At 34.9% G+C, this 24,143-nt stretch carries 17 protein-coding genes and 1 riboswitch; of the genes, 14 read left to right on the plus strand and 3 right to left on the minus strand.

Annotated features, from left to right (window positions below):
- Window positions 1-133 precede the first annotated feature (133 nt).
- The 12 genes from FJOH_RS07810 to FJOH_RS07865 all read left to right on the plus strand — a co-directional run bounded on the left by FJOH_RS07810 (window position 134) and on the right by FJOH_RS07865 (window position 16,491).
- Window positions 134-1,378, plus strand: a complete 1,245-nt coding sequence (locus FJOH_RS07810; RefSeq protein ID WP_012023581.1) for a sulfate adenylyltransferase subunit 1 — start codon at window positions 134-136, stop codon at window positions 1,376-1,378.
- 106 nt (window positions 1,379-1,484) lie between these two features.
- Window positions 1,485-3,575, plus strand: a complete 2,091-nt coding sequence (locus FJOH_RS07815) for a HEPN domain-containing protein (protein ID WP_012023582.1) — start codon at window positions 1,485-1,487, stop codon at window positions 3,573-3,575.
- Entirely contained in the window at window positions 3,568-4,341 is a 774-nt protein-coding gene (cobA, locus tag FJOH_RS07820) for a uroporphyrinogen-III C-methyltransferase (protein ID WP_012023583.1), read from the plus strand. The genes FJOH_RS07815 and cobA overlap by 8 nt, the downstream gene beginning before the upstream one ends.
- 164 nt (window positions 4,342-4,505) lie before the next feature.
- Window positions 4,506-5,090: a precorrin-2 dehydrogenase/sirohydrochlorin ferrochelatase family protein gene (locus tag FJOH_RS07825; RefSeq protein ID WP_012023584.1), complete on the plus strand. Its 585-nt coding sequence runs from the start codon at window positions 4,506-4,508 to the stop codon at window positions 5,088-5,090.
- Between the two features lie 218 nt (window positions 5,091-5,308).
- Window positions 5,309-6,361, plus strand: coding sequence for an NAD(P)/FAD-dependent oxidoreductase (locus tag FJOH_RS07830; RefSeq protein WP_044047573.1), 1,053 nt, complete (start codon window positions 5,309-5,311; stop codon window positions 6,359-6,361).
- Between the two features lie 355 nt (window positions 6,362-6,716).
- Window positions 6,717-6,833: riboswitch (SAM riboswitch) on the plus strand.
- A gap of 327 nt (window positions 6,834-7,160) precedes the next feature.
- Window positions 7,161-8,165 (plus strand): homocysteine S-methyltransferase family protein, encoded by a 1,005-nt coding sequence (locus FJOH_RS07835; protein ID WP_012023586.1) that lies wholly within the window; start codon window positions 7,161-7,163, stop codon window positions 8,163-8,165.
- 264 nt (window positions 8,166-8,429) lie between these two features.
- A complete protein-coding gene (locus tag FJOH_RS07840; RefSeq protein WP_012023587.1) occupies window positions 8,430-8,846 on the plus strand; it encodes a hypothetical protein in 417 nt (138 codons plus the stop codon).
- A gap of 172 nt (window positions 8,847-9,018) precedes the next feature.
- Window positions 9,019-11,694, plus strand: a complete 2,676-nt coding sequence (metH, locus tag FJOH_RS07845; protein ID WP_012023588.1) for a methionine synthase — start codon at window positions 9,019-9,021, stop codon at window positions 11,692-11,694.
- A gap of 78 nt (window positions 11,695-11,772) precedes the next feature.
- A complete protein-coding gene (metF, locus tag FJOH_RS07850; RefSeq protein ID WP_012023589.1) occupies window positions 11,773-12,729 on the plus strand; it encodes a methylenetetrahydrofolate reductase [NAD(P)H] in 957 nt (318 codons plus the stop codon).
- Window positions 12,730-12,910: 181 nt separating this feature from the next.
- Entirely contained in the window at window positions 12,911-13,564 is a 654-nt protein-coding gene (locus FJOH_RS07855) for a class I SAM-dependent methyltransferase (RefSeq protein WP_012023590.1), read from the plus strand.
- Window positions 13,565-13,751: 187 nt separating this feature from the next.
- Entirely contained in the window at window positions 13,752-14,975 is a 1,224-nt protein-coding gene (locus tag FJOH_RS07860; RefSeq protein ID WP_012023591.1) for a dicarboxylate/amino acid:cation symporter, read from the plus strand.
- A gap of 112 nt (window positions 14,976-15,087) precedes the next feature.
- Entirely contained in the window at window positions 15,088-16,491 is a 1,404-nt protein-coding gene (locus FJOH_RS07865) for a pyridoxal phosphate-dependent decarboxylase family protein (protein ID WP_012023592.1), read from the plus strand.
- A gap of 86 nt (window positions 16,492-16,577) precedes the next feature.
- Here FJOH_RS07865 and FJOH_RS07870 read toward each other — a convergent pair whose 3' ends face one another.
- Entirely contained in the window at window positions 16,578-18,695 is a 2,118-nt protein-coding gene (locus FJOH_RS07870) for a TonB-dependent receptor domain-containing protein (protein WP_012023593.1), read from the minus strand.
- Window positions 18,696-19,083: 388 nt separating this feature from the next.
- On the minus strand, window positions 19,084-19,980 hold the full coding sequence (gldA, locus tag FJOH_RS07875; protein WP_012023594.1) for a gliding motility-associated ABC transporter ATP-binding subunit GldA: 897 nt from the start codon (window positions 19,978-19,980) through the stop codon (window positions 19,084-19,086).
- Between the two features lie 147 nt (window positions 19,981-20,127).
- Between gldA and FJOH_RS07880 the strand changes: the two genes are divergently transcribed.
- Window positions 20,128-20,712, plus strand: coding sequence for an outer membrane beta-barrel protein (locus tag FJOH_RS07880; protein WP_012023595.1), 585 nt, complete (start codon window positions 20,128-20,130; stop codon window positions 20,710-20,712).
- Window positions 20,713-20,905: 193 nt separating this feature from the next.
- Window positions 20,906-21,487: an outer membrane beta-barrel protein gene (locus FJOH_RS07885; RefSeq protein WP_012023596.1), complete on the plus strand. Its 582-nt coding sequence runs from the start codon at window positions 20,906-20,908 to the stop codon at window positions 21,485-21,487.
- A gap of 181 nt (window positions 21,488-21,668) precedes the next feature.
- On the opposite strand, the gene metE is transcribed toward FJOH_RS07885, so the two are convergent.
- Complete coding sequence (gene metE / locus FJOH_RS07890) at window positions 21,669-23,993, minus strand: 5-methyltetrahydropteroyltriglutamate--homocysteine S-methyltransferase (RefSeq protein WP_012023597.1); 2,325 nt, start codon at window positions 23,991-23,993, stop codon at window positions 21,669-21,671.
- Between the last annotated feature and the right edge of the window lie 150 nt (window positions 23,994-24,143).

Below are 24,143 nucleotides of genomic sequence, written 5' to 3' on the forward strand. Positions count from 1 at the left end.
GTTTTTAGTTGATAGCTGAAAACTTCAATAATTACAACAATAACAAAAAAAGCAGACTAAATATTTTGATGGTTTTAGTTGATGTTTTATAAAAACCAACAACCATAAACCAACAACCAACAACATAAAAAGAATGGACGTTTTAAAAATAGCAACAGCAGGAAGTGTAGATGACGGAAAAAGTACTTTGATCGGGAGATTATTGTACGATACAAAATCATTGACAACTGATAAAATAGAAGCAATCGAAAAAAGCAGTAAGCAAAAAGGATACGATTACCTTGATTTTTCTTTGGCAACTGATGGTTTAGTAGCAGAAAGAGAACAAGGAATCACGATTGACGTTGCGCATATTTATTTTTCGACTGCAAAGAAAAGTTACATTATTGCCGATACTCCGGGTCACGTAGAATATACAAGAAACATGGTTACAGGAGCTTCGACTTCTCAGGTTTCTATCATTTTAATTGATGCCAGAAAAGGAGTTATCGAGCAGACTTACCGTCACTTTTTTATCAATAATTTATTGAGAGTAAAAGAGGTAATCGTAGCGATAAACAAAATGGATTTAGTTGATTACTCAGAAGAAGTTTTCAATAAAATCAAAGCCGATTTTCAGGCATTAAATGCAAAAAGCACATTCAAAGAGCAAAACGTAAGTTATATTCCGTTAAGCGCTATTAACGGCGGAAACGTGGTTGATAAATCTGAAAATATGCCTTGGTATGATGGACAAACGGTTTTAGAACATTTAGAAGGATTACATTCACATGATGTTTTTGAAGCAGGAAAAGCACGTTTTCCAGTTCAGACTGTTATTCGTCCAAAAACGGAAGAATACCATGATTTTAGAGGTTACGCTGGTAAATTATACGGAAACTCAATTAAAGTTGGAGATGCTGTTACAGTTCTTCCATCTTTAACAGAATCTAAAGTGTCTAAAATTCACTTTTTCGATAAAACATTTGACGAAGCTGTTGCAGGTTCTTCAATTACAATCGAATTAGAAAATGATATCAATGTGACGAGAGGTGATATGATTGTAAAATCAGATGAACTTCCAAAAATTGAAAAAGACATTACAACGACAGTTTGCTGGATGGACAGCAAAAAACTGGTTCCAGGAACAAAATATTTAGTACAACACAATACAAACAGAGTTTTAGCAAAAGTAGAAAGCATTAAAAATACAATTGCTACAGATTATTCTGGAACGACAGAAGCTTCACAATTGGCCATCAACGAAATTGGAGAAGTAACGATCAAATTAAGCAAACCGTTATATTTTGATTCATACAACGAAAACAAATCAAACGGAGCTTTCATCTTAATTGATACAGCAACAAACACAACAGCAGGAGTAGGATTTATTAGGTAAACCTGCTATAAGCTTTAAGCAATAAGCCTTAAGCTTAAAAGATTGAAGACACAAAGTTTAAAAAGCTTATAGCCTACAGCTTAAAGCCTAAAGCAAGAAAAAGAAAATGGAAAGTTTTAGAACAGAAATAGAAAATCCGGTAGTTCAGAAGGAGATTATCGAATTAGAAAAAAAGATTCATTTATTCCGTGGAGGAAAAATTGATGATGAGCGTTTTCGTAGTCTTCGTTTAGCGCGTGGAATCTACGGTCAGCGTCAGGAAGGCGTTCAGATGATCCGTATCAAATTGCCTTACGGTAAAGTAACCAGCGAGCAATTGGTGCGTATTACTCAGGTTTCTGACGAATATTCTACGGGACGTTTGCACATTACAACACGTCAGGATATCCAGATTCACTATGTGAGTTTAGACAGAACACCGGAACTTTGGGCAGATTTGGCTAAAGACGATATCACACTTCGTGAAGCTTGTGGAAACACCGTTAGAAATATTACAGGAAGTGAACTAGCTGGAGTTGACGTAAACGAACCATTTGATGTTTCGCCTTATGCACACGGACTTTTTCAGTATTTGTTAAGAAACCCAATCTGTCAGGAAATGGGACGTAAATTCAAAATTTCGTTCTCGTCTTCAGATGAAGATACTGCTTTGAGTTATTTACACGATTTAGGATTTATTCCGAAAATCAAAGATGGACAAAAAGGTTTTAAAATCATGTTTGGTGGAGGTTTAGGATCTCAGCCAGCACATGCAGAATTGCTTTCGGAGTTTGTTCCCGTAAACGAAATCATCCCAACAGCAGAAGGAATCATTCGTATTTTTGATAGATACGGAGAACGTGCTAAAAGAATGAAAGCGCGTATGAAATTCTTAATCAAAGAAATGGGAAGAGATGTTTTCCTTGATTTGGTTGAAAAAGAGAAAAAAGCTATCGCTTTTGAAACATACGAAATTGATACAACCGCTTTTGACGGATCAATTCCAGAACCAGTTTTAGAAGTTCCGCAAGTTACAATCGAAGATACAGAAGCGTATGAAGCGTGGAAAAAATCGAATGTAATCAAACAGAAACAAGACGGTTATTATGCTATTGGAATTAAAGTTTTATTAGGAGATTTTTATACTGATAAAGCGCGATTATTAGCTGCTTTAATTAAGAATTACGCAGCAAATGAATTACGTTTTTCATTGCGTCAAAATATTGTAATACGTCACGTAAAAGAAGAAAATTTACCATTCTTTTACCAAGAATTAGCCAAATTGGATTTTGTTCAGTTAGGATATAATTCGGTTGGAGATATTACGGCATGTCCGGGTACTGATACTTGCAACTTGGGGATTGCAAGTAGTACCGGTATTGCAGAAGAATTAGAAAGAGTTTTAAGTGCAGAATATCCTCAGTATTTAAACAACCGCGAAATCGAAATTAAAATTTCAGGCTGTATGAATGCCTGCGGACAACATAATATGTCTGCAATTGGATTCCAAGGAATGTCTATCAATTCAGGAAAACTAGTAGCTCCGGCTTTACAAGTTTTATTGGGTGGGGGAAGATTAGGAAATGGCGCAGGACGTTTTGCTGATAAAGTAATCAAAGTACCGAGTCGTAGAGGTCCAGATGCGTTGCGTACCATCTTAAATGATTTTGATGCTAACGGAAGCGGACAAAAATTCCTTGATTATTATGATACAAAAGGAGAAAAGTATTTTTACGAAATCTTAAAACCTTACGCAGATGTAACCAATTTAACAGAAGCAGATTTTGTAGATTGGGGTAATGCAGACAATTACGTAAAAGCAGTTGGAGTTGGAGAATGTGCTGGAGTTGTAATCGATTTAGTAGCGACATTATTGTTTGAAGCTAAAGAGAAATTGATTTTGGCTCAGGAATCTTTCGATGAGAAAAAATGGTCAGATGCAATTTACCATGCTTACGCTGGATTTGTAAATGGAGCAAAAGCTTTATTGTTGTCAGAAAACCAAAAAACAAACCATCACGCAGGAATCGTGGATTTGTTTGATACTGTTTTTATCGACACGAATAAAATAGAATTAAACTCAACTTTTAAAGATTTGGTTTACCAAATCAATAAAAATGAACCATCTGAAGCTTTCGCTAAAGATTACATTGCTCAGGCAACTGTTTTCTTTGATAAAATCGAAACTTTCAGAGCTCAGGAATTAGAAAATGCTTAATATAAAACCCAAAATAACTTTAGTCGGTGCAGGTCCGGGCGATCCCGATTTACTGACGCTAAAAGCTGTAAAGGCATTGGCTGAAGCAAATGTGGTTTTATACGACGCTTTGGCCAATGAAGAAATTCTGGATTATGCACCTAAAACTGCCATTCGAATTTTTGTTGGAAAAAGAATCGGAAATCATGCTTTCACTCAAGATCAAATCAATCAGCTGATTGTAGATAATGCTTTGACTTACGGAAATGTAGTTCGATTAAAAGGCGGAGATCCATTTATTTTTGGAAGAGGAAGCGAAGAAGTAGAATTTGCAGAAAGTTTCGGAATAGAAACCATCGTAGTTCCCGGAATTTCATCTATAGTTGCAGTTCCTGCAAGTCAGGGAATTTCGATTACAAAGCGAGGAGTTTCAGAAAGCTTTTGGGCCATTACCGGAACAACTTCTGATAGAAAATTATCGTCAGATATAGCTTTGGCTGCACAATCTTCTGCAACAGTTGTGATTTTGATGGGAATGCACAAATTGGCTCAAATCATCGATTTGTTTCAAAAAGAAGACAAAGGAAATTTACCCGTTGCGATCATCCAAAACGGAACAACAGCAGAAGAAAAAGTTGGAGTTGGAACAGTTGATTCAATTTTAGAAGTTGTAAAACAAAAAGAATTAGGTTCGCCAGCTATTATTGTTATTGGTGAAGTGGTTCGCGAAAGCAACAAACTAAAAGGATTTTACGAAGAATTTCTATCAAAAGAAGAAATTCGTTAGAATTTATATGTTCCGTTAGGAACATTTCATCGGTAGAAAAAAAAATGTTTTCACATTAATAATGTTCCGTTAGGAACATATGATTGACACCGATTTTGCAGCGTCAGGTTTTAACCCGAAGTTTGCATTATTAATTGTTCCGTTAGGAACAACATATTGGTAACATGGAACAAAACGAATTATATCCAATATTTCTAAAGCTTCACAATTTAAATGTATTGATTGTAGGCGGAGGAAATGTAGGTCTGGAAAAGCTTTCTTTCTTGCTCAAGTCAAGTCCGAATGCAAATGTTGAGGTAGTGGCGAAAGAATTTCATTTAGAAATAAAAGTTCTGGCCGAAAAACATCCTTCGATTAAATTGACAGAATCGAAGTTCAAAAAGAAAATGCTCAAAAAACGTCACATGGTAATTGCCTGTACAGACGATTTGAAAGTAAATAAAAAGGTTTACGATTTAGCAAGAAAACGCTGTTTGATTTGCAATATAGCCGACACACCAGATTTATGTGATTATTATCTGGGGGGAATCGTAACAAAAGGGAATGTAAAAATTGCGATTTCAACAAACGGAAAATCGCCAACAACGGCAAAAAGATTGCGTGAATTTTTTGAAGAAGTAATTCCAGAAGATATCAACCAAATGGTTGAGAATCTGAACGAATATCGAAAAACGCTAAAAGGCAATTTTGAAGAAAAGGTTAAACGAATGAATGAGATAACCGATTCATTGAAAAATAAGGGATTATAAGAGTTCCGGAGGAACGTTTCATATTGTAGCGTCGGGTTTCAACCCGATGAAGGCAGGACGTTTCATATTGTAGCGTCGGGTTTTAACCCGATGAACGATGAAATTAAAAAATAAAGAGTAAAAAAGTTTCGGAAAGAAATAAATGATAAAAATCATTGAAAGTACAAGGATTTATTCGTTTCTTTGCGTTATTAAGAATGATTATAAACAACAACATAATGATTAAAACAGATATACTTATAATTGGAGCAGGCCCAACAGGTTTATTTGCCGTATTTGAGGCAGGATTGTTAAAATTAAAATGCCACATTTTAGATGCTCTTCCACAACCAGGAGGACAGCTATCAGAGTTATATCCAAAAAAACCAATTTATGATATTCCTGGATTCCCAGAAGTATTAGCTGGAGATTTAGTTGACGGATTAATGGAGCAAATTAAACAATTTGAACCAGGATTTACTTTGGGAGAGCGTGCTGAAACTGTTGAAAAGCAAGAAGACGGAACTTTCATTGTAACATCAAACAAAGGAACTAAATTTCACGCACCAGTTATTGCAATCGCAGGAGGTTTAGGAAGTTTTGAGCCTCGTAAGCCACTTATCGAAGATATCGAGTTTTATGAAGATAAAGGAGTAAAATACTTCATCAAAAATCCTGAGAAATTCAGAGATAAAAGAGTAGTCATTGCAGGAGGAGGAGATTCAGCATTAGACTGGAGTATCTTCTTAGCAAACGTAGCTTCAGAAGTAACTTTGATTCACAGAAGAAACGAATTCAGAGGAGCTTTAGATTCTGTAGAAAAAGTACAGGAATTAAAATCAGCTGGAAAAATTAAATTAATTACTCCAGCAGAAGTTATCGGAATCAATGGTGCTGAGCACGTTGAATCATTAGATATCGAAGAAAACGGCGCACACCGTAAAATCGAATGCGACTATTTCATTCCGCTTTTCGGATTAACACCAAAATTAGGTCCAATTGGAGACTGGGGATTAGAAATCGAGAAAAATGCAATTAAAGTAAATAATGCATTAGATTATCAAACCAACATTCCGGGAATCTTTGCCATTGGAGACGTAAATACATACCCAGGAAAATTAAAGTTAATTCTTTGCGGTTTCCACGAAGCAACTTTAATGTGCCAGGCTGCATACGGAATCATCAACCCAGGTAAAAAATATGTATTGAAATATACAACAGTTTCTGGAGTAGACGGTTTCGACGGAACTCGTAAAGAAGCTCCAAAAGCGGTTGTCAAAGCGATTGTTTAATCTGAGGTGCTGAGAGGCTGAGGGACTAAGGCGCTAAAGTTTTTAAATATTGTAAAGCCTAAACTTTTTAAAGTTTGGGCTTTTTTTATTAATCCCGGAGGGATGGCATATTTATAGAATAAAATTGATGTCGTTTGAGAAAGAGCTCCGGCGGAGCGAAATATATGTCGCTCCGCTGGAGCTTTTGTTTGCTTGGTTAATTGTTTTCTATAAATATTATGCTCCTCTGGAGCTAAATCACATGCAAGGTAAAAACCTTAGAACCTTAGTCCCTCAGCCTCTCAGAACCTTAGAAAAAAACATTTGCAAATCGAAACCCTATTTCATACCTTTGCACTGTTCTTAAAATTATTGTCAGTTATCACGAAAGGCGGAGGGATAGACCCGATGAAACCTTAGCAACCCTTTATCATAAAGAAGGTGCTAAATTCTACTTTATACGACATTTTCCAGTATTAAAGATAGATAACACAAATACATACTCGTATTTCTCAAAACTTTTCCAGACAACATACAATATTTACTGAAATAACTCAGTAAAGGAGCGAATCATTGGCGCATTTTTGCAGTCAATAGTTCCCGCTTTTCGTTGCAATCATTTTGCTTTTTTAAAGAAAAAAGCAAAATAATTTCCTCTTCAATCGGGGCTAATGAGCCAGCAATAGTGCACTTTTGGAATTAATGTGAACAAAATATTCGAAGCAAAGCTAACAGGTTTGCTTCAAAATCATAATAAAAAAACTTAGCATCTTAGTCCCGATAGCTATCGGGATAATCTCAGAAGCTAAAAAAATAAGCCATGGCAATAACAATTCAAGAAGCAATAAAAAAAAATATCCTAATCCTAGATGGAGCAATGGGAACAATGTTGCAGCGCTATAATTTCTCCGAAGAAGATTTCAGAGGAGAGCGTTTCAAAGATTTTCCGCATCCGTTAAAAGGAAACAACGATTTACTATCCCTAACACAACCACAAGCAATTCGCGATGTTCATGCCGCTTATTATGAAGCTGGTGCTGACATTGTAGAAACCAATACCTTCTCAGGAACGACAATCGGTATGGCTGATTATCACATGGAAGATTTGGTTTACGAGTTAAACTACGAATCGGCAAAAATCGCAAGACAAGTAGCCGATGAGTTTACCGCAAAAAATCCAGAAAAACCACGTTTCGTTGCCGGTTCAATCGGACCGACAAACCGTACGGCAAGTATGTCGCCAGACGTAAATGATCCGGGTTACAGAGCTGTAACGTTTGACGATTTAAGAATTGCGTACAAACAACAAGCAGAAGCTTTAATGGATGGTGGATGCGATTTACTTTTAGTAGAAACAATTTTCGATACGCTAAATGCAAAAGCAGCACTTTTTGCAATCGAAGAAGTAAAAGAAGAACGCAACATTGATATTCCAATCATGGTTTCAGGAACAATTACAGATGCTTCTGGAAGAACACTTTCTGGGCAGACTGTTGAAGCGTTTTTGATTTCAGTTTCACATATTCCGTTGTTAAGTGTAGGATTCAATTGCGCTCTTGGAGCTGATTTATTGAAACCGTATTTAAAAACATTAGCGCACAATACAAGTTTTAATGTTTCGGCACATCCAAATGCAGGATTGCCAAATGCTTTCGGACAATACGATGAAACGCCAGAACAGACTCAGGTATTCATTAAAGAGTATTTAGAAGATAATTTAATCAATATCATCGGAGGTTGTTGCGGAACAACGCCAGATCATATTCGATTAATGGCTGAGGTGGCGAAGGATTATAAGCCGAGAATTGCGCCAGTTATTGCGTAATATAATTTCCATTCGTTGCGTGGACGGATTAAAATCCATCCCTACAAAATAATTTGAGCTGAAGGCTCTTTAGAGAGTTCCGAAGGAACGATTCATTTTGTAGCAACGGAATTTATTCCGTTAAAAAAGAAGAGATAATTAAAAATAAGAGTTCCGTAGGAACGGCACAAATGATAAGGGAAATTTGAGGAAGTAAAATCGAAATTTAATTTTAGAGTATATCTAATACCTGGATTAATAATATTCTTTTTAATTTTTGGAATAATGACATTTATTGATCAATTGATAAAATTAAATAGAGGAGAAATAGAAGTAAAAGGAATTTTGCTGCCTATAATAGTAAGCTTGATGTTGATTCTTATTCTCGTGCATGAGTTTAAAAATAAAATTATCAATATAAAGATTATTAATGATAATATTGAAAAAAGAACCTATTTAGGATATAGTAAAATATTTAAGTTTAACGACTTTAATGGTTTCGAGATAAGAATTCTAAAAGGGAATGTTGAAGATTATGAATATTTATATTTAATGAAAGATGGTAAGCCAATTATAACAATATCTCAAACCTATCTTGAAAATTATTATGAGTTAAAGAATGTTATTTCAAATAAATCTAAATATATGAGCTCGAGTTATGGAATGTTGGATGAAGTTAAAGATTTACTGACACTAAAATAAAAGTGTTATAACCGAATCGTCGTGAGTGATAGAAGTCAGAAGACTCAGAGGGACACACCGAAATAAAATATTGAAAACATAAATACCTGTACGGTTTTAAAAACCTTACAGGGAAAATAGAATAAAAAACTTAGAACCTTAGCATCTTAGGATCTCAGTAACTTTAAAAAAAATGACAGAAAAAAGAAGAGACCTTGTATTATCAGGATTAGAACCGTTAATTATTACGCCGGAAAGTGTTTTCGTGAATGTTGGTGAGCGTACAAACGTAACAGGTTCAAGAAAATTCTTGAGATTAATCAAGGAAGAGAAATATGACGAGGCGCTTGATATTGCAAGACAACAAGTAGAAAGCGGGGCACAGATCATCGATATTAATATGGATGAAGGAATGCTTGACGGAGTTAATGCAATGACTAAATTTTTGAATTTAATTGCTGCAGAACCAGACATTTCGAGAGTACCGATTATGATCGACAGTTCGAAATGGGAAATCATTGAAGCAGGTCTAAAAGTAGTACAAGGAAAAAGCGTTGTAAACTCGATTTCGTTAAAAGAAGGGGAAGAAGCCTTTATTCACCACGCCAAATTAATCAAACGTTACGGAGCTGCTGCTATTGTAATGGCTTTTGATGAAGTGGGTCAGGCCGATAATTACGATCGTAGAGTTGAAATTTGCCAGCGTTCGTATGATATTTTGGTGAACAAAGTAAATTTCCCTCCACAAGATATTATTTTCGATTTAAATATTTTCCCAGTTGCAACGGGAATGGAAGAGCATAGATTGAACGCTCTGGATTTCTTTAGAGGAACAAAATGGGTTCGTGAAAATCTTCCTCATGCGCACATCAGCGGTGGAGTAAGTAACGTTTCGTTCTCGTTTAGAGGGAATGATGTTGTTCGTGAAGCAATGCACTCGGTGTTTTTATACCACGCAATTAAAGAAGGAATGACGATGGGAATCGTTAATCCGGAGATGTTGACGATTTACGATGACATTCCGAAAGATTTATTAGAACACGTTGAAGACGTAATTTTAGATAGACGTGATGATGCCACAGAACGACTTTTGGACTTTGCAGAAAATGTAAAAGGCGAAGCAAAGAGCGATGAAAAAGTAGTTCAGGAATGGCGTTTTGGAACTGTTCAGGATCGTATTACACATTCGTTGGTAAAAGGAATCGATGCTTTTATTGAAGAAGATGTTGAAGAAGCACGTTTGGCAGCAACAAAACCAATCGAAGTTATCGAAATCAATTTGATGACGGGAATGAATGTAGTTGGAGATTTATTCGGAAGCGGAAAAATGTTCCTGCCTCAGGTAGTAAAGTCGGCTCGTGTAATGAAAAAAGCCGTGGCTTATTTATTGCCATTTATCGAAGCGAGTAAACAAGCAGGGGACAAACAAGGAAACGGAAAAATCTTGATGGCAACCGTAAAAGGTGACGTTCACGATATTGGTAAAAACATCGTTTCTGTGGTTTTGGCTTGTAATAATTATGAGATTGTAGATCTTGGTGTTATGGTGCCTCCGGAAAAAATCATTGCAGCGGCGATTGAACATGAAGTAGATATTATTGGATTAAGTGGATTGATTACGCCTTCGCTTGACGAAATGGTTTATTTAGCCAAAGAATTAGACAAACAAGATATTAAAATCCCGATTATGATTGGAGGAGCAACAACTTCGCGTGCACATACTGCCGTGAAAATTGCACCTCAGTACAGAGAAACGGTAATTCACGTAAACGATGCTTCGAGAGCCGTTACCGTTGCAGGAAATCTGTTAGATCATAATAGAAAAATATATGCGGCAGATATTCGTGCAGAATACGATTCGTTTAGAGAAACGTTCTTAAATCGTTCGAGAGATAAAAACTTCCTGACGATTGAAGATGCCCGCAAAAACAAATTGCCATTGGATTGGTCGGAATACACGCCAACTAAGCCAAAAGTAATCGGTGCACAAACCATCGAAATTGAACTAGATGTTTTGGTTCCATATATCGACTGGACGCCATTTTTTCAGACTTGGGAATTGTACGGAAAATATCCAGCAATTTTAACGGATGAGGTTGTGGGTAAAGAAGCAACTTCTGTTTTTAACGATGCTCAGGCAATGTTGAAAGTGATTTTAGAAGAGAAAAAATTAAAAGCAAAAGGTATTTACGGAATTTTCCCTGCCAATCAGGTAAATGATGACGATATCGAATTGCGTGATGAAAACGGAAAAGTTTTAGAAAAATTCTTAACGCTTCGTCAGCAGTCACAAAAAACAAAAGGAGCTCCAAACATCGCTTTAGCTGATTTTATTCTGCCAAAAGAAAGCGGAATAGAAGATTATATTGGAGCTTTTTGTGTAACAACAGGTTTCGGTGTAGACGAATGGGCGGCTGAATATGAAAAGAATTTAGACGATTACAATTCGATTATGGTAAAAGCGCTTGCCGATCGTTTTGCTGAGGCTTTCGCCGAATACCTTCATGAGAGAGTACGTAAAGATTTCTGGGGTTATGATGTCGATGAATCTTTAACCAACGAAGAATTGATTAAAGAAAGTTATAAAGGAATTCGTCCAGCTCCGGGTTATCCAGCTTGTCCAGATCACTTGGAAAAACCAACAATCTGGAAGCTTTTAGATGTTGAAAAACAAATAGGAGTGAAACTAACAGAAAGCATGGCAATGTGGCCGGCTTCTTCGGTTTCAGGATATTATTTCGGAAACCCAAAAAGCCGCTATTTCGGACTCGGAAAAATAAAAGAAGATCAAGTTACAGATTACGCAAAACGCCGAAATGTACCGCTTGATTACGCAATGAAGTGGTTAAACCCTAATATAGCAGATTAAATTAGTCGAAAGTCAAAAGTCGTAAAGTCCGAAAGGAAAGACTTTAGACTTTTGACTTTACAACTTTAAGACTTAATAATGAAAGTAACAGAACATATAGAAAACGCCAAAGGAAAAACATTATTCTCATTTGAAATTATTCCGCCTCAAAAGGGAAAAAGCATTCAGGAATTATACGATAATATTGATCCGTTAATGGAGTTTAATCCGCCGTTTATTGATGTAACGACTTCACGTGAGGAGTATATTTACATTGATAAAGGCAACGGACTTTTGGACAAAAAACTGACTCGTATGCGTCCTGGAACGCTTGGAATCTGCGCTTCTATAAAACATAAATACAATGTAGACACTGTGCCGCATTTGCTTTGCGGTGGTTTTACCAAAGAAGAAACCGAATACATGCTGGTTGACTGTCATTATTTAGGAATTAACAACGTAATGGCGCTTCGCGGCGATGCAATGAAAGATGAACAATCTTTTGTGCCCAAAGCTGGCGGTAACCATTATGCAATTGATTTGGTTCGTCAAATTAAAGATCTAAACTGCGGGCAATATCTGCATGAAGTAATAGATGCTGATAACAAAGCAGATTTCTGTATTGGAGTTGCCGGTTATCCGGAAAAACATTTAGAATCACCATCTTTACAATCAGATTTAAAAAGATTAAAAGAAAAAGTAGATGCAGGAGCAGATTATGTGGTAACACAAATGTTTTTTGACAATTCTAAATATTTTGCTTTTGTAGAAAAAGCAAGAGAAATGGGAATCACAATTCCGATTATTCCTGGAATTAAACCCATTGCGGTTCAGAGACATTTACAGGTTTTACCACAGATTTTCAGAATCGATTTACCAGAAGATTTAATCGATGCTGTAGATAAATGCAAAAACAACGCTGAAATCAAACAAGTCGGAATCGAATGGGCGATTCAACAGTCATTAGAATTAAAAGCCGCAGGAGTTCCATTTTTACACTATTATTCAATGGGTAAGTCTGAGAATATCCGCCAGATTGCAAGTCAGGTTTTTTAGTTTTTTTTACCATTAAGAGATTAAGTTCATAAAGCCAGGCCTTAATTTTCTTTTTACCATTTAGAATTAAGCTCATCAAGTTTAGCTTAATTTTCTTAATGTCTTAATGGTGAAAATTCTCGAAATGACAAGAAAGCTTGGAATTTGGTATTTTTAAATTGGAATTTAATTTAAAAAGATTATGAAACAAGAAGAACTACAAGCCATAGCCTCTCAATTAAAACATCCATCGGGAGAAAAAGGAATCGAAATGGGAAATATGATGAACGAAACGAACATCAATATGACCAAGCATTCGATTCAGAATCTAAATATTTCAAACGAAAACAGAATCCTGGAACTAGGCCACGGAAACGCTGGTCACGTAGAATTTTTGTTTGAACAAGCCAAAAATCTAAAGTATTACGGACTGGAAATGTCGGAACTGATGTTTCAGGAAGCGCGCCAAATCAATAGAAATTTTGTTTCTCAAAAACAGGCTTTCTTTTCACTTTATGACGGAAATACGATTCCGTTTGAAGATGGATTATTTGATAAAATATTTACCGTAAATACCATTTATTTCTGGCAGAAACCTGAAGAATTACTTTCGGAAATCTATAGAGTTTTAAAACCAAATGGAAATTTCTGCCTGACATTTGCCGAAGAAGACTTTATGAAAAAACTGCCTTTTACACAATTCGAATTTGAATTGTACAGTACAGAAAAAGCGCAGGAATTAATCAAAAAATCGGATTTTAAAATTGTGTATACAGAAACACAAACCGAAAAAGTAAAAAGCAAAACAGGAGAACTAGTCGACAGAGCTTTTACTACTATTGTTCTGGAGAAGTAGTTGAAATTTTAAACACATAGAAACATAGATTTTTCTTAATTTTAGTTGAGAAGAATTAAAAGAAAAATACATTTTTCACACATAGCTATGTTTGTTTAAATAAGTCAAACGCCTTTATAGACAAAGAGAACTATGTTTCTATGTGTTAAAAAATAAAGGTTGCTGAATTCTAAACCCTTGTATCATTATGGAAGTTAAGAAAATCAATTTTTTACAGAGTTACAGCAGCATTTTATGGCTTCTTGGCGGAATTATAATTGGAAGTATTTTTGGATTGGTATTTGGAGAAGATGTTTTGATTATAAAACCTCTTGGCGATATATTCCTGAATTTACTTTTTACAGCCATTATTCCGCTTATATTTTTCACAATAGGTTCTTCGGTTGCGAATCTGGAGCGAACAGAAAAGCTAGGAAAACTGTTTGTAATAATGGTATTGGTTTTTCTCGCGACAATTCTGATTTCAGCAATTGTAATGATTTGTGCTGTTTTTCTTTTTCCAATTCATGAACATATTGCAATTGCCAAAGTTGTTTTTGAAGAAACAGCATCAGGATCGGCTGGAGATCAAATTGCAAAACTGCTTACAGCCAATGATTTCTTCGAACTATTGTCTCGAAAAAGCATGCTGGCATTGATTATTTTCTCTTTTTTAGTAGGTTTTGCAACATTACAATCGGGAGAAAAAGGAAATGCTTTCAAAAGTTTTCTAGATTCAGGAAACGAGGTAATGAAACAGCTTTTGAACATTATAATGAAATTTGCACCAATTGGTTTAGGAGCTTATTTTGCTTACCAAGTTGGTGTTTTCGGACCACAATTGTTAGGCGTTTATGCAAAACCAATGGCAGTTTATTATGCTGCCTGTATTTTCTATTTTTTTGTGTTCTTTAGTTTATATGCTTTTGCTGCTGGCGGAAAACGAGCTTTTAAAGTTTTTTGGAGCAATAACATAATGCCTTCTTTAACAGCAGTTGGAACCTGCAGCAGCATTGCAACGATTCCGGCCAATTTAACTGCGGCAGAAAAAATGGGAATTCCGGCACATGTACGAAATCTGGTAATTCCGCTTGGCGCGCCTCTGCATAAAGACGGTTCGAGTATGTCATCCATCTTAAAAATAACTTTTTTGTTTGCCATGTTTGGTAAAGATTTTTCAGATCCGATGACAATTCTTTTAGCACTTGGAATTACGGTTATAGTTTCAATTGTCGAAGGCGGAATCCCTAATGGAGGTTATATTGGCGAAATCTTAGCCATAACTGTTTATGGTTTTCCAATGGAACAAGCACTTCCGGTTGCCATGATTCTGGGAACTTTAGTAGATCCAATCGCTACTTTATTAAATGCCAATGGAGACGTAATCTGTTCTATGATGGTTTCAAGATTCTCTGAAAAGACGAAATGGTAGCTTCTCTATAAAATTTCAATACTTAAAATAAATACTAAAAACAACTTATCTCGTGTGAAATGGCTTTGACTTCGCTCAGCCTGACATTGCGTGATGTAAATAACTATATAATATGAATTCAAAATTACAGCATGATCTCGACAATTTTGAGAATATCTTAGAAAAGACAAAACAGCAGGGAATTGATTTTCTGAACAATTTGGAAACTATTCCAACTTCAAATAAAAATGTAATTGATCCAAAACGTGATTTGAACGAATTAGGTTTAGGTTCTGAAGAAGCTTTAAGTGAGTTTAAAGAAAGATTAGCTCCTCTATTAGTCTCATCGCCAGGTCCTCGTTATTGGGGATTTGTAACCGGCGGATCAACCCCAGCTTCTATTGTTGGAGATTGGCTGGCATCAGTTTACGATCAAAATACACAATCTGTAACTTCACAGGGAGGTAATTCGGCTTTAATAGAGTTTGAAACTATTAATTTATTATTGCAATTATTAGAACTTCCGGATTCGTTTTTAGGCGGATTTGTAACGGGTGCCACAATGTCTAACTTCACAAGTTTAGCAGTTGCGAGACAATGGTTTGGAAAACAGTTTGGAAAAGATTTTGCTAAAAACGGAATTTCTGAAACCATCAATATTTTAACAGCAACACCGCATTCTTCTTCTGTAAAATCATTATCGATGTTAGGAATTGGAAGTCAGAATTATACTGTTGTAAAGACAATAGAAGGTAATCGTGAAGCTTTGGATATTGCCGATTTAGAAGAAAAGATTAAAGCTCTAAACGGAAAACCTTTTATTCTGATTTCAAGTGCTGGAACAGTAAATACAGCCGACTTTGATGATTTTGAAGCAATAGCAGAATTGAAAGAAAAATACAATTTCTGGTGGCATATTGATGGTGCCTTTGGCGGATTTGCGGCAGTTTCAGAAAAATACAAACATTATGTAAAAGGCTGGGAAGGAGCAGACAGTATTACGATTGACTGCCATAAATGGCTGAATGTTCCGTACGAAAGTGCTTTTTATTTGGTTAAAAAAGAGCATGTTAATCTGCAGATTGAAACATTCCAAAACTCAAATGCGCCTTATTTAGGGAATCCGTTGGAGAATTTTAATTACCTAAATGTAGTTCCGGAAAATTCACGCCGTTTAAGAGCACTGCCGGTTTGGTTTTCTTTAGTGGCTTACGGAAAAGAAGGTTTTTGTGATATTATTGAAAAAAGTATTTTGCTGGCACTTCATTTTGCAAATGCACTTGTTGATGAGGGAAGATTTGAGCTTTTAGCTCCAATTCGATTAAATAATGTTTGTTTTACTTTAAAAGGTGATGAAAATCAGGAAAAAGTAACAGCATTTTTAACTGAACTGAACGATACTGGTAAAGTATTTATGACGCCGACTGTTTACCAAAATAAAAAAGGTATCCGTGCTTCATTTGTAAACTGGAGAACAAATGAAGGAGATATTAGAATCGTTATCAAAGAAATGAAAACTATTTTGGAGAATTTATAGACTAAAAATAAAAGAGCCTGCAAAAATCAGCAGGCTCTTTTTTCAAAAAAAAATAAAAAACAAAAAAACAAGTTCAAGGGATGAATTTAAATTCTGTATGTAAAGGCTAATGTAGCGATACGATTATCCAAGTTGTATCGTTTATTGATTGCAGTCTGCCCAACTGCTGAGTTTATATAAAAATTATTTGTATTAAGAACATCTGTAAAATTTAGTTTAAAGCTTCCTTTGCCAGCTAATACCTGTTTTGAAACTCCAATACTCAGATCAAAAAAGCCGTCACGTTCATAAACTCCTAAATTTGATTTTGACTGATATTGAGCATTCGCTTCCGCTTTCAGGCTTTCTGTAATAGTAAATGAATTCTGAACATTTAAATTTAAAGTCACAATTGGGTCAATTGTAGAAGAATTGAGCGCATTTGCTTCAAACCTGTTTTCAAAAACATTAAAAAGTGTATTTACAGACCAGTACTTTGCCAGTTCGGCAGAATGAGTAATATTTAATCCGTAATTGTATGATTTCGATAAATTAATTTGAGTTGTTACAGTTATATTAGTGTCTGGATTATAATTGTACACATCTGTAAAAACATCTTTTGTAGTGTTAAAATATAATGACGCCATAAAAGCACTTTTCCAGGCATATCCCACTTCTGCCGTGTGTGTAATCTCAGGAACTAAGTTTGGATTTCCCTGTGAATAGTTAAACGGGTCATCATAAAAACGGAACGGATTCAGATCAAACTGACTAGGTCTGTTGATTCTTTTACTGTATGATGCATGAATAGAGTGACTGCTTGTAAATTCATATTTTAAAGAAAGACTTGGAAACCATTTTAAATAATCGTCTTTATGTTCTTCGTTTAAAGTTTTTTGTAAAATGTCGATCGCTGTATATTCAGATCGTACACCACCCTGAATGCTCAAGTCCCCAACTCGGTATTTATAATTGGCATAAGCCGCATAAATCTGTTCTTTATATTCAAAATGATTAGAAGAATTGGCATCTATAACCCATTGATTATTGTCTAAATATTCATAAACCGAAGGATTGTCATTATTTTTTACACTGGCTTTAAAACCCCATTCAATAGATTGTTTTTCTTTTAAAGGATTTGTAAAATCAACTTTTCCTGTAAAAACTTTTAATTGTGACGGAATATAACCTCTTCGGTCATTGACAGCAGTGGTATTTGAAAGATCGTTTGAACTTTGAAATTGATTTGATCTGAATTTTGAAGTTTCGTATTCAAAATCAAAAGCCATATTTTTTCCTTCAGTATTAAATTTATGAAGTCCGGAAAAAGCGTATGTATAATCAAACCACTTTTCTTTGCTGTCATTATAAGTTACAGCATCAAATTGAAGCTGATTCATTGCGTTTACAACCGTATTTGTACCGTTTGCCATGTTTTGATAACGTCCAATTTTAGCATCAACATAAGCTTCGATATTTGTTTTTGGAGAAATCTCATATTGCGCTCCAACTTTAAAATTGTTTGATGTCAACGGTTCGTCAGTAATTGAAGTCTGATGATTTTTAGTCGAAATTTGTGTACGCGCAGCATCTGTATATTGGATCTGATTAAATTCTTTAAGTTCTTCTTCACCTCTAAAAGTATAGCTGTAATTTCCAAAAAGGCCCAGTTTATTTTTGTTGTAACTTAAGTTAACACCAGAATTAGTTATATTTTTTCGGCCTCTGCCATAACTGGTAAATGCCGTTCCTTTTAATCCTGAATTACTTGGTTTTTTTAAAATGATGTTAATAATTCCTGCTTTTCCGGCAGCATCATATTTAGATGAAGGATTCGTGATAACTTCTATTTGTTTAATATTCGAAGAAGTAGTCGATTTTAAGTAATTGGCTAATTCTTTCTGCGAAAGCTGCGTTAGTTTGCCATTTATCATTACGGCAACACCCTGCTGTCCGCGAATAGATAAATCGCCGTCCTGCGAAACTACAACGCCGGGCGCACGCGATAAAACATCTAATGCTGTGCCGCCTTCAGAAACTATACTATTTTCGACATTGAAAACCAATCGATCAGATTTTTGAGTATATAAAACTTTCTTTTTTGTAATTACGATTTCATCTAAAACATTAATTGAGGTTTCAACTATGCTGTCATTTTCCTGTTCTGTCTGCGAATAGGAGTATACTGAAAATGCCAGCATAATTGAGGTTAAAATATTCTTCATGTCGTTTTGGGCTTTTAAATTTTAAATAGGCTTATATTTTTACTGTAAAACGATTTGTTCAATTTTATCAGAAAGTTTTTTTTGAAAGCTTTCAGTTTGGCTTAAAATTGAACAGAAGAAGACTTTTATATGGTGGATAAAGGATAACATTTGGTAGGGTATTATTAAGTTTTTGCTTGGCAAATATAACACTATTTATAACAAGTCTAAATAAAAATAGTTAAAATTTGCTTAAATAAAGCATAATCGCCTGATAACGAATAAATAATATTTTAGAGGTAAAAAGAATTATTAAGAGAAATAACAATTCTAAAAAAGAAAACCCAATTTATTCCAGGAATAAATTGGGTTGGTATAAGAAACTGAGACTGTAAACTGAGGCTGAAAATTATTTAGTAATCTCTCTAAATACAGCTTCGAGGTTTTTGTTTTTCTGATTCAATTGTAATGTTTTTAACCCATTCTCGTTGGCAAAGTCAAAAATGGCAGGACGCATATCTTTGTCAGTAATAAAAGTTAGCTCCCAAGTCATGTCATGCGTATTTTTGTATGAAGCAATATTTTCAAGCTTTGCTAAAAGCTGTTCTTCTATCTGATAATCAAACTCAACCTCAATAACTTGTTCCTTGTCTGCAGCAACTAAATGATCTAATTTATTGTCGGCTACAATTTGTCCTTTGTCAATAATTATGACACGGTCGCAGATCGCTTCGACTTCCTGCATAATATGTGTCGAAAGAAAAATGGTTTTATCTTTTCCGATATTTTTAATTACGTTTCGAATTTCCATTAACTGATTCGGATCCAGACCTGTAGTTGGTTCATCTAAAATTAAAACATCCGGATTATGTAACAAAGCATTTGCAAGCCCTACACGCTGGCGGTATCCTTTTGATAGCTGGCTGATTTTTTTATGACTTTCAGGTGTCAGTCCTGTCAGTTGGATTACCTCTTCAATTCTTGACTTTGGCACTTTATAAACATCGGCATTAAAAGCCAAATACTCACGAACATACAAATCCAAATATAACGGATTATGCTCTGGTAAGTAACCAATAGACTGCTGTACTGCTTTTGCATTTGTCATGACATCGTGACCATTTACAAGGGCTGAGCCGCTGTCGGCAAGTAAATAAGTGGTCAGGATTTTCATCAAAGTAGATTTTCCGGCTCCATTTGGACCGAGGAATCCTACGATTTCTCCTTTCTCAATTTTAAAAGAAATTTCATTTAAAGCTTTTTGCTCTCCGTAACTTTTTGATATACTGTTTACTTCTATCGACATGACTTTTTATTTGTTACAAAAGTAAACAGAAATAGTCTCGATTGCTAAAAATTCATCTCTTAAAAAAAATATAAAAAAAATCATCAGCCCAGTATTCACGGCATCGTTATTGTTAAAGGAATGCTAAAATAAAAATATACCCAAATTATGAAAAAAATTCTAGTGATGGCTGCTTTGGCTATCTGCAGTTTTGCAAACGCTCAAAAAGGAACAATCTTAGTAGGTGGAAACATCGGTTATACTTCTGAAAAATCAGAATACAGATTCAGCGAAGACAAAACAAGTACATTTACTTTTTCTCCAAAAGTAGGTTACCAATTTAACGATAACTGGACAGTAGGAGGAGAGTTTGCAGTAAGCTCATCTAACGACGAAACAACAGCTGGTATCGAAGAAAAAAACAACAATTTCAGATTAGGAGCATTTGTTCGTTATTCTGTGCCATTAAGCCAAACATTTGCTGTTTTTGCTGATATGGGAGCAGGTTTCCAAACTCAAAAAGATAAAGTTTACGGACCTGGAAATGCTTATGCAAAATACAAAGGAGACGGTATGTATGTTGGTGTTACTCCAGCTCTTTTCATTAACATGAAAAAAGGTTTTGGTTTAAACTTCAGCATTGGTGGTTTAGGATACGAAACTTTAAGTTTTGATAACAACGGAGCTGATTACAGCAAATTCTACTTCAACTTTGGACAAACATTTAACATTGGAATTTCTAAAAACTTCTAATCTTAAATTATATATTCAATTTCAGAAAGCACCTCAATTGAGGTGCTTTTTTTATAACCATTTCTTTTTATTATTTTAATTTTCAGCTTGTTTATAACGGTCTGTTTTTAATTAATTGTTAAGAAAATTAGTATTGTCATGCAGTGGTATTTTTGTTGTTGTATGTATGTGAAATCTTAATAAATATCACATTATGAAAAAAATGCTACTTATTCTTGCATTGTCAGTTTTTGGCTTTGCAAATGCCCAAAAGGGGACAATTTTAGTTGGAGGAAATATCGGTTATACTTCTGACACTTATGATTACCAATCTAATAAGGTTAAAGCAACAAGCTTTGATTTTTCTCCAAAAGCAGGTTACCAATTTCATGATAATTGGACCGTTGGAGCAGAATTTAAAGTGTCTTCTTCTAAGCAAGAAGGTGACCTTAATAAAACAAAATCTAATTCTTTTAAAGCTGGAGCGTTTGTTCGTTATACTGTTCCTTTGAGTGAAACTTTCTCTGTTTTTGGTGATTTAGGAGCAGGTTTTCAAAATCGAAGAAATAAAGCTTATGAAAACGATCCGCTAATATCTGATGCTAAAGCAGATGGTATGTATGTTGGGCTTACACCGGCACTTTTTATCAATATGAAAAAAGGTTTTGGACTTAATTTTAGTATTGGAGGTTTAGGCTATGAAACTTTAAGCTATGATAATAATGGTGTAGATGTTAAATCTTTTTACTTCAATTTTGGAAAAACAGTAAACATTGGGATTTCTAAAAACTTCTAGTTCTAGATTTTAATGTAAAATAGAAAAGCACTTCATTTGAAGTGCTTTTTGTTTGTCAAATATTTTATGAAAATGAAATTCTTCTAAAATAGTATACCAACAGAAGTGAAACCGAAACGAATCATAACTAAATTCGGTCTCACCTGCCGGCATAAAAAACAAAAATATATTCTAAATAAAACTATTCAGTAACAGGATTTTCTACAGCTTTTCTCATTTCCTGAGCTGCAGCAACCATTTCAATCAGGGCTTTTTTAGTTTCGTTCCAATGACGGGTTTTTAAACCGCAATCCGGATTTACCCAAAGCTGATCAACAGGAATTACAGCCGAAGCTTTTTCCAGTAATCGAACCATTTCTTTACTAGAAGGAACACGCGGCGAGTGAATGTCATAAACACCAGGCCCAATTTCGTTTGGATATTTAAAGTTGGCAAAAGCATCCAAAAGTTCCATTTGCGAACGAGAACATTCGATGGTAATAACATCGGCATCCATGTCGGCAATGTTTTGGATGATGTCGTTAAACTCGCTGTAACACATGTGCGGGTGAATCTGCGTATCGTCGTTTACACCGCTTGCAGAAATTCTAAAAGCTTTTACAGCCCAGTCCAAATATTTTGCCCATTCTTCTTTTCTTAAAGGTAAACCTTCACGAATTGCAGGCTCATCGATTTGAATAATTTTGATTCCTGCTTTTTCTAAATCAACAACTTCATCGCGAACGGCAAGAGCAATCTGTGTGCAAGTTTCAGAACGGGGCTGATCATTACGAACAAATGACCATTGTAAGATTGTTACAGGACCAGTCAACATTCCTTTTACCCATTTTGAAGTTAAAGACTGCGCATATTTTGACCATTTTACAGTCATTGGGTTTGGTCTTGAAACGTCTCCATAAATAACCGGCGGTTTTACACAACGGCTTCCGTAGCTTTGAACCCAGCCGTTTTTAGTAAAAGTAAATCCGTCTAATTGCTCACCAAAATATTCCACCATATCATTACGCTCAAATTCTCCGTGAACCAGAACATCAATTCCAGTTTCTTCCTGAAAACGAATTGCAGCTTCAGTTTCTTTTTCGATTAAATCGTTGTATTGTTCAGTAGTTAGTTCACCTTTTTTGAATTTTGCTCTCCAGCTTCTCACTTCTGTTGTCTGAGGGAAAGATCCAATTGTTGTAGTTGGAAATAACGGCAGATTTAAAGCTTTAATCTGGCTTTTTCTTCTTGAAGCAAAAGCACTTTTACGTTTGTCATCGGCAGCGGTAATTCCGGCAGTACGCGCTTTAACTTCGTTATTATGAATTAATTTTGAAGTTTTGCGGTTTTCATTTGCAATAACATTTCTTTCGTAATCAGCAGAGTTTTTAGGGTTAACTTCGCCAGAAGCAAATTGTTTTAAAAGTACAACTTCGTTGATTTTCTGCTTTGCAAAAGCAAGCCATTGTTTAATTTCCGGTGTTAAAGTCTGATCGTTTGTTTCTAAATCTAAATCGCACGGACTGTGAATTAAAGAACAAGACGGAGCTAGTAAAATTCTATTTTCGCCTAAAGCATCTGCTGCTTTTTTGATTAATTCCAAAGATTTTTTGAAGTCGTTTTTCCAGATATTTCTTCCGTCAACCACTCCAAGCGAAAGGTTTACGTTTGAAGCCAGTTTGCCTGATTCTAAAATATCATCTAATTGAAGCTGACAACGAACTAAATCTAAATGAAAAGTATCAACCGGAAGTGCTAAAGCCGTTTCAAGATTCTCTCCAAAACAATCAAAGTAATTGGCTAAAACAATTTTAAGTTTTGGAAAACGAACATTGATTTCGTTGTAAACTTTTGTAAAAACATTTCTTTCTTTATCAGTTAAATTTAAAGCTAAAAAAGGTTCATCAAGCTGAATATATTCGGCGTTTTCTATTTGTAATTTTTCGAGAATTTCAAAATAAACCGGAAGTAAAGCATCAATAAGATCAATTCGGTTAAAACCTTCTTCTTTCTCTTTTCCTAGTAAAAGATAAGAAACAGGTCCAATTAAAACAGGTTTTGTTTTAATTCCAACAGCATTTGCCTCTTTAAATTCATTAAGTATTTTTTCTGAAAACAATTCAAATTTTTGGTTCTTAGTGAATTCAGGAACAATATAATGATAATTGGTATCGAACCATTTTGTCATTTCCATTGCAACAACATCTTGTCCGTTTTTTTGAGATCCTCTTGCCATTGCAAAGTACAAATCTAAAGAAGAGTTTGATTTTGCTAATTCATGATAACGCTGCGGAATTGCACCAACAGCCAATGTTAAATCAAGTACCTGATCATAAAAAGAAAAATCATTAGACGGAATTAAATCAACTCCAGCTTCAGATTGTAAATACCAGTTTTTAAGACGGATTTCTTTTCCGGCATCCAGAAGTTCATCTGCCGAAATTTTTCCAGCCCAATACAGTTCACTGGCTTTTTTCAGTTCTCTGTTGCTGCCAATTCTTGGGTAACCTAAATTGTTTGTTTTCATTTCTATTTCAGTATTTTTTACTGTACAAATTTATTATATTGGTTTTTTAAACTTATATTTGAATATTATTTCAGTAAAAAGTGTTTTTAAATATACTTTTTAAAGATTTAATTACTTTTAAGTTGTTTTAAATTGACTTTTAGCCGTAAA

Origin of the sequence: Flavobacterium johnsoniae UW101, from assembly GCF_000016645.1 — a bacterium.
In the GTDB taxonomy this organism is placed as follows: domain Bacteria; phylum Bacteroidota; class Bacteroidia; order Flavobacteriales; family Flavobacteriaceae; genus Flavobacterium; species Flavobacterium johnsoniae.

Bases quoted from the DNA above. Each gene is read 5' to 3' on its own strand.
- metF (WP_012023589.1), top strand. From the start codon at position 11,773: ATGAAAGTAACAGAACATATAGAAAACGCCAAAGGAAAAACATTATTC.
- FJOH_RS07860 (WP_012023591.1), top strand. From the start codon at position 13,752: ATGGAAGTTAAGAAAATCAATTTTTTACAGAGTTACAGCAGCATTTTA.
- FJOH_RS07810 (WP_012023581.1), top strand. From the start codon at position 134: ATGGACGTTTTAAAAATAGCAACAGCAGGAAGTGTAGATGACGGAAAA.
- gldA (WP_012023594.1), bottom strand. From the start codon at position 19,980: ATGTCGATAGAAGTAAACAGTATATCAAAAAGTTACGGAGAGCAAAAA.
- cobA (WP_012023583.1), top strand. From the start codon at position 3,568: ATGCTTAATATAAAACCCAAAATAACTTTAGTCGGTGCAGGTCCGGGC.
- FJOH_RS07815 (WP_012023582.1), top strand. From the start codon at position 1,485: ATGGAAAGTTTTAGAACAGAAATAGAAAATCCGGTAGTTCAGAAGGAG.
- FJOH_RS07880 (WP_012023595.1), top strand. From the start codon at position 20,128: ATGAAAAAAATTCTAGTGATGGCTGCTTTGGCTATCTGCAGTTTTGCA.
- FJOH_RS07870 (WP_012023593.1), bottom strand. From the start codon at position 18,695: ATGAAGAATATTTTAACCTCAATTATGCTGGCATTTTCAGTATACTCC.
- FJOH_RS07840 (WP_012023587.1), top strand. From the start codon at position 8,430: ATGACATTTATTGATCAATTGATAAAATTAAATAGAGGAGAAATAGAA.
- FJOH_RS07835 (WP_012023586.1), top strand. From the start codon at position 7,161: ATGGCAATAACAATTCAAGAAGCAATAAAAAAAAATATCCTAATCCTA.
- FJOH_RS07865 (WP_012023592.1), top strand. From the start codon at position 15,088: ATGAATTCAAAATTACAGCATGATCTCGACAATTTTGAGAATATCTTA.
- FJOH_RS07825 (WP_012023584.1), top strand. From the start codon at position 4,506: ATGGAACAAAACGAATTATATCCAATATTTCTAAAGCTTCACAATTTA.
- FJOH_RS07885 (WP_012023596.1), top strand. From the start codon at position 20,906: ATGAAAAAAATGCTACTTATTCTTGCATTGTCAGTTTTTGGCTTTGCA.
- metE (WP_012023597.1), bottom strand. From the start codon at position 23,993: ATGAAAACAAACAATTTAGGTTACCCAAGAATTGGCAGCAACAGAGAA.
- metH (WP_012023588.1), top strand. From the start codon at position 9,019: ATGACAGAAAAAAGAAGAGACCTTGTATTATCAGGATTAGAACCGTTA.
- FJOH_RS07855 (WP_012023590.1), top strand. From the start codon at position 12,911: ATGAAACAAGAAGAACTACAAGCCATAGCCTCTCAATTAAAACATCCA.
- FJOH_RS07830 (WP_044047573.1), top strand. From the start codon at position 5,309: ATGATTAAAACAGATATACTTATAATTGGAGCAGGCCCAACAGGTTTA.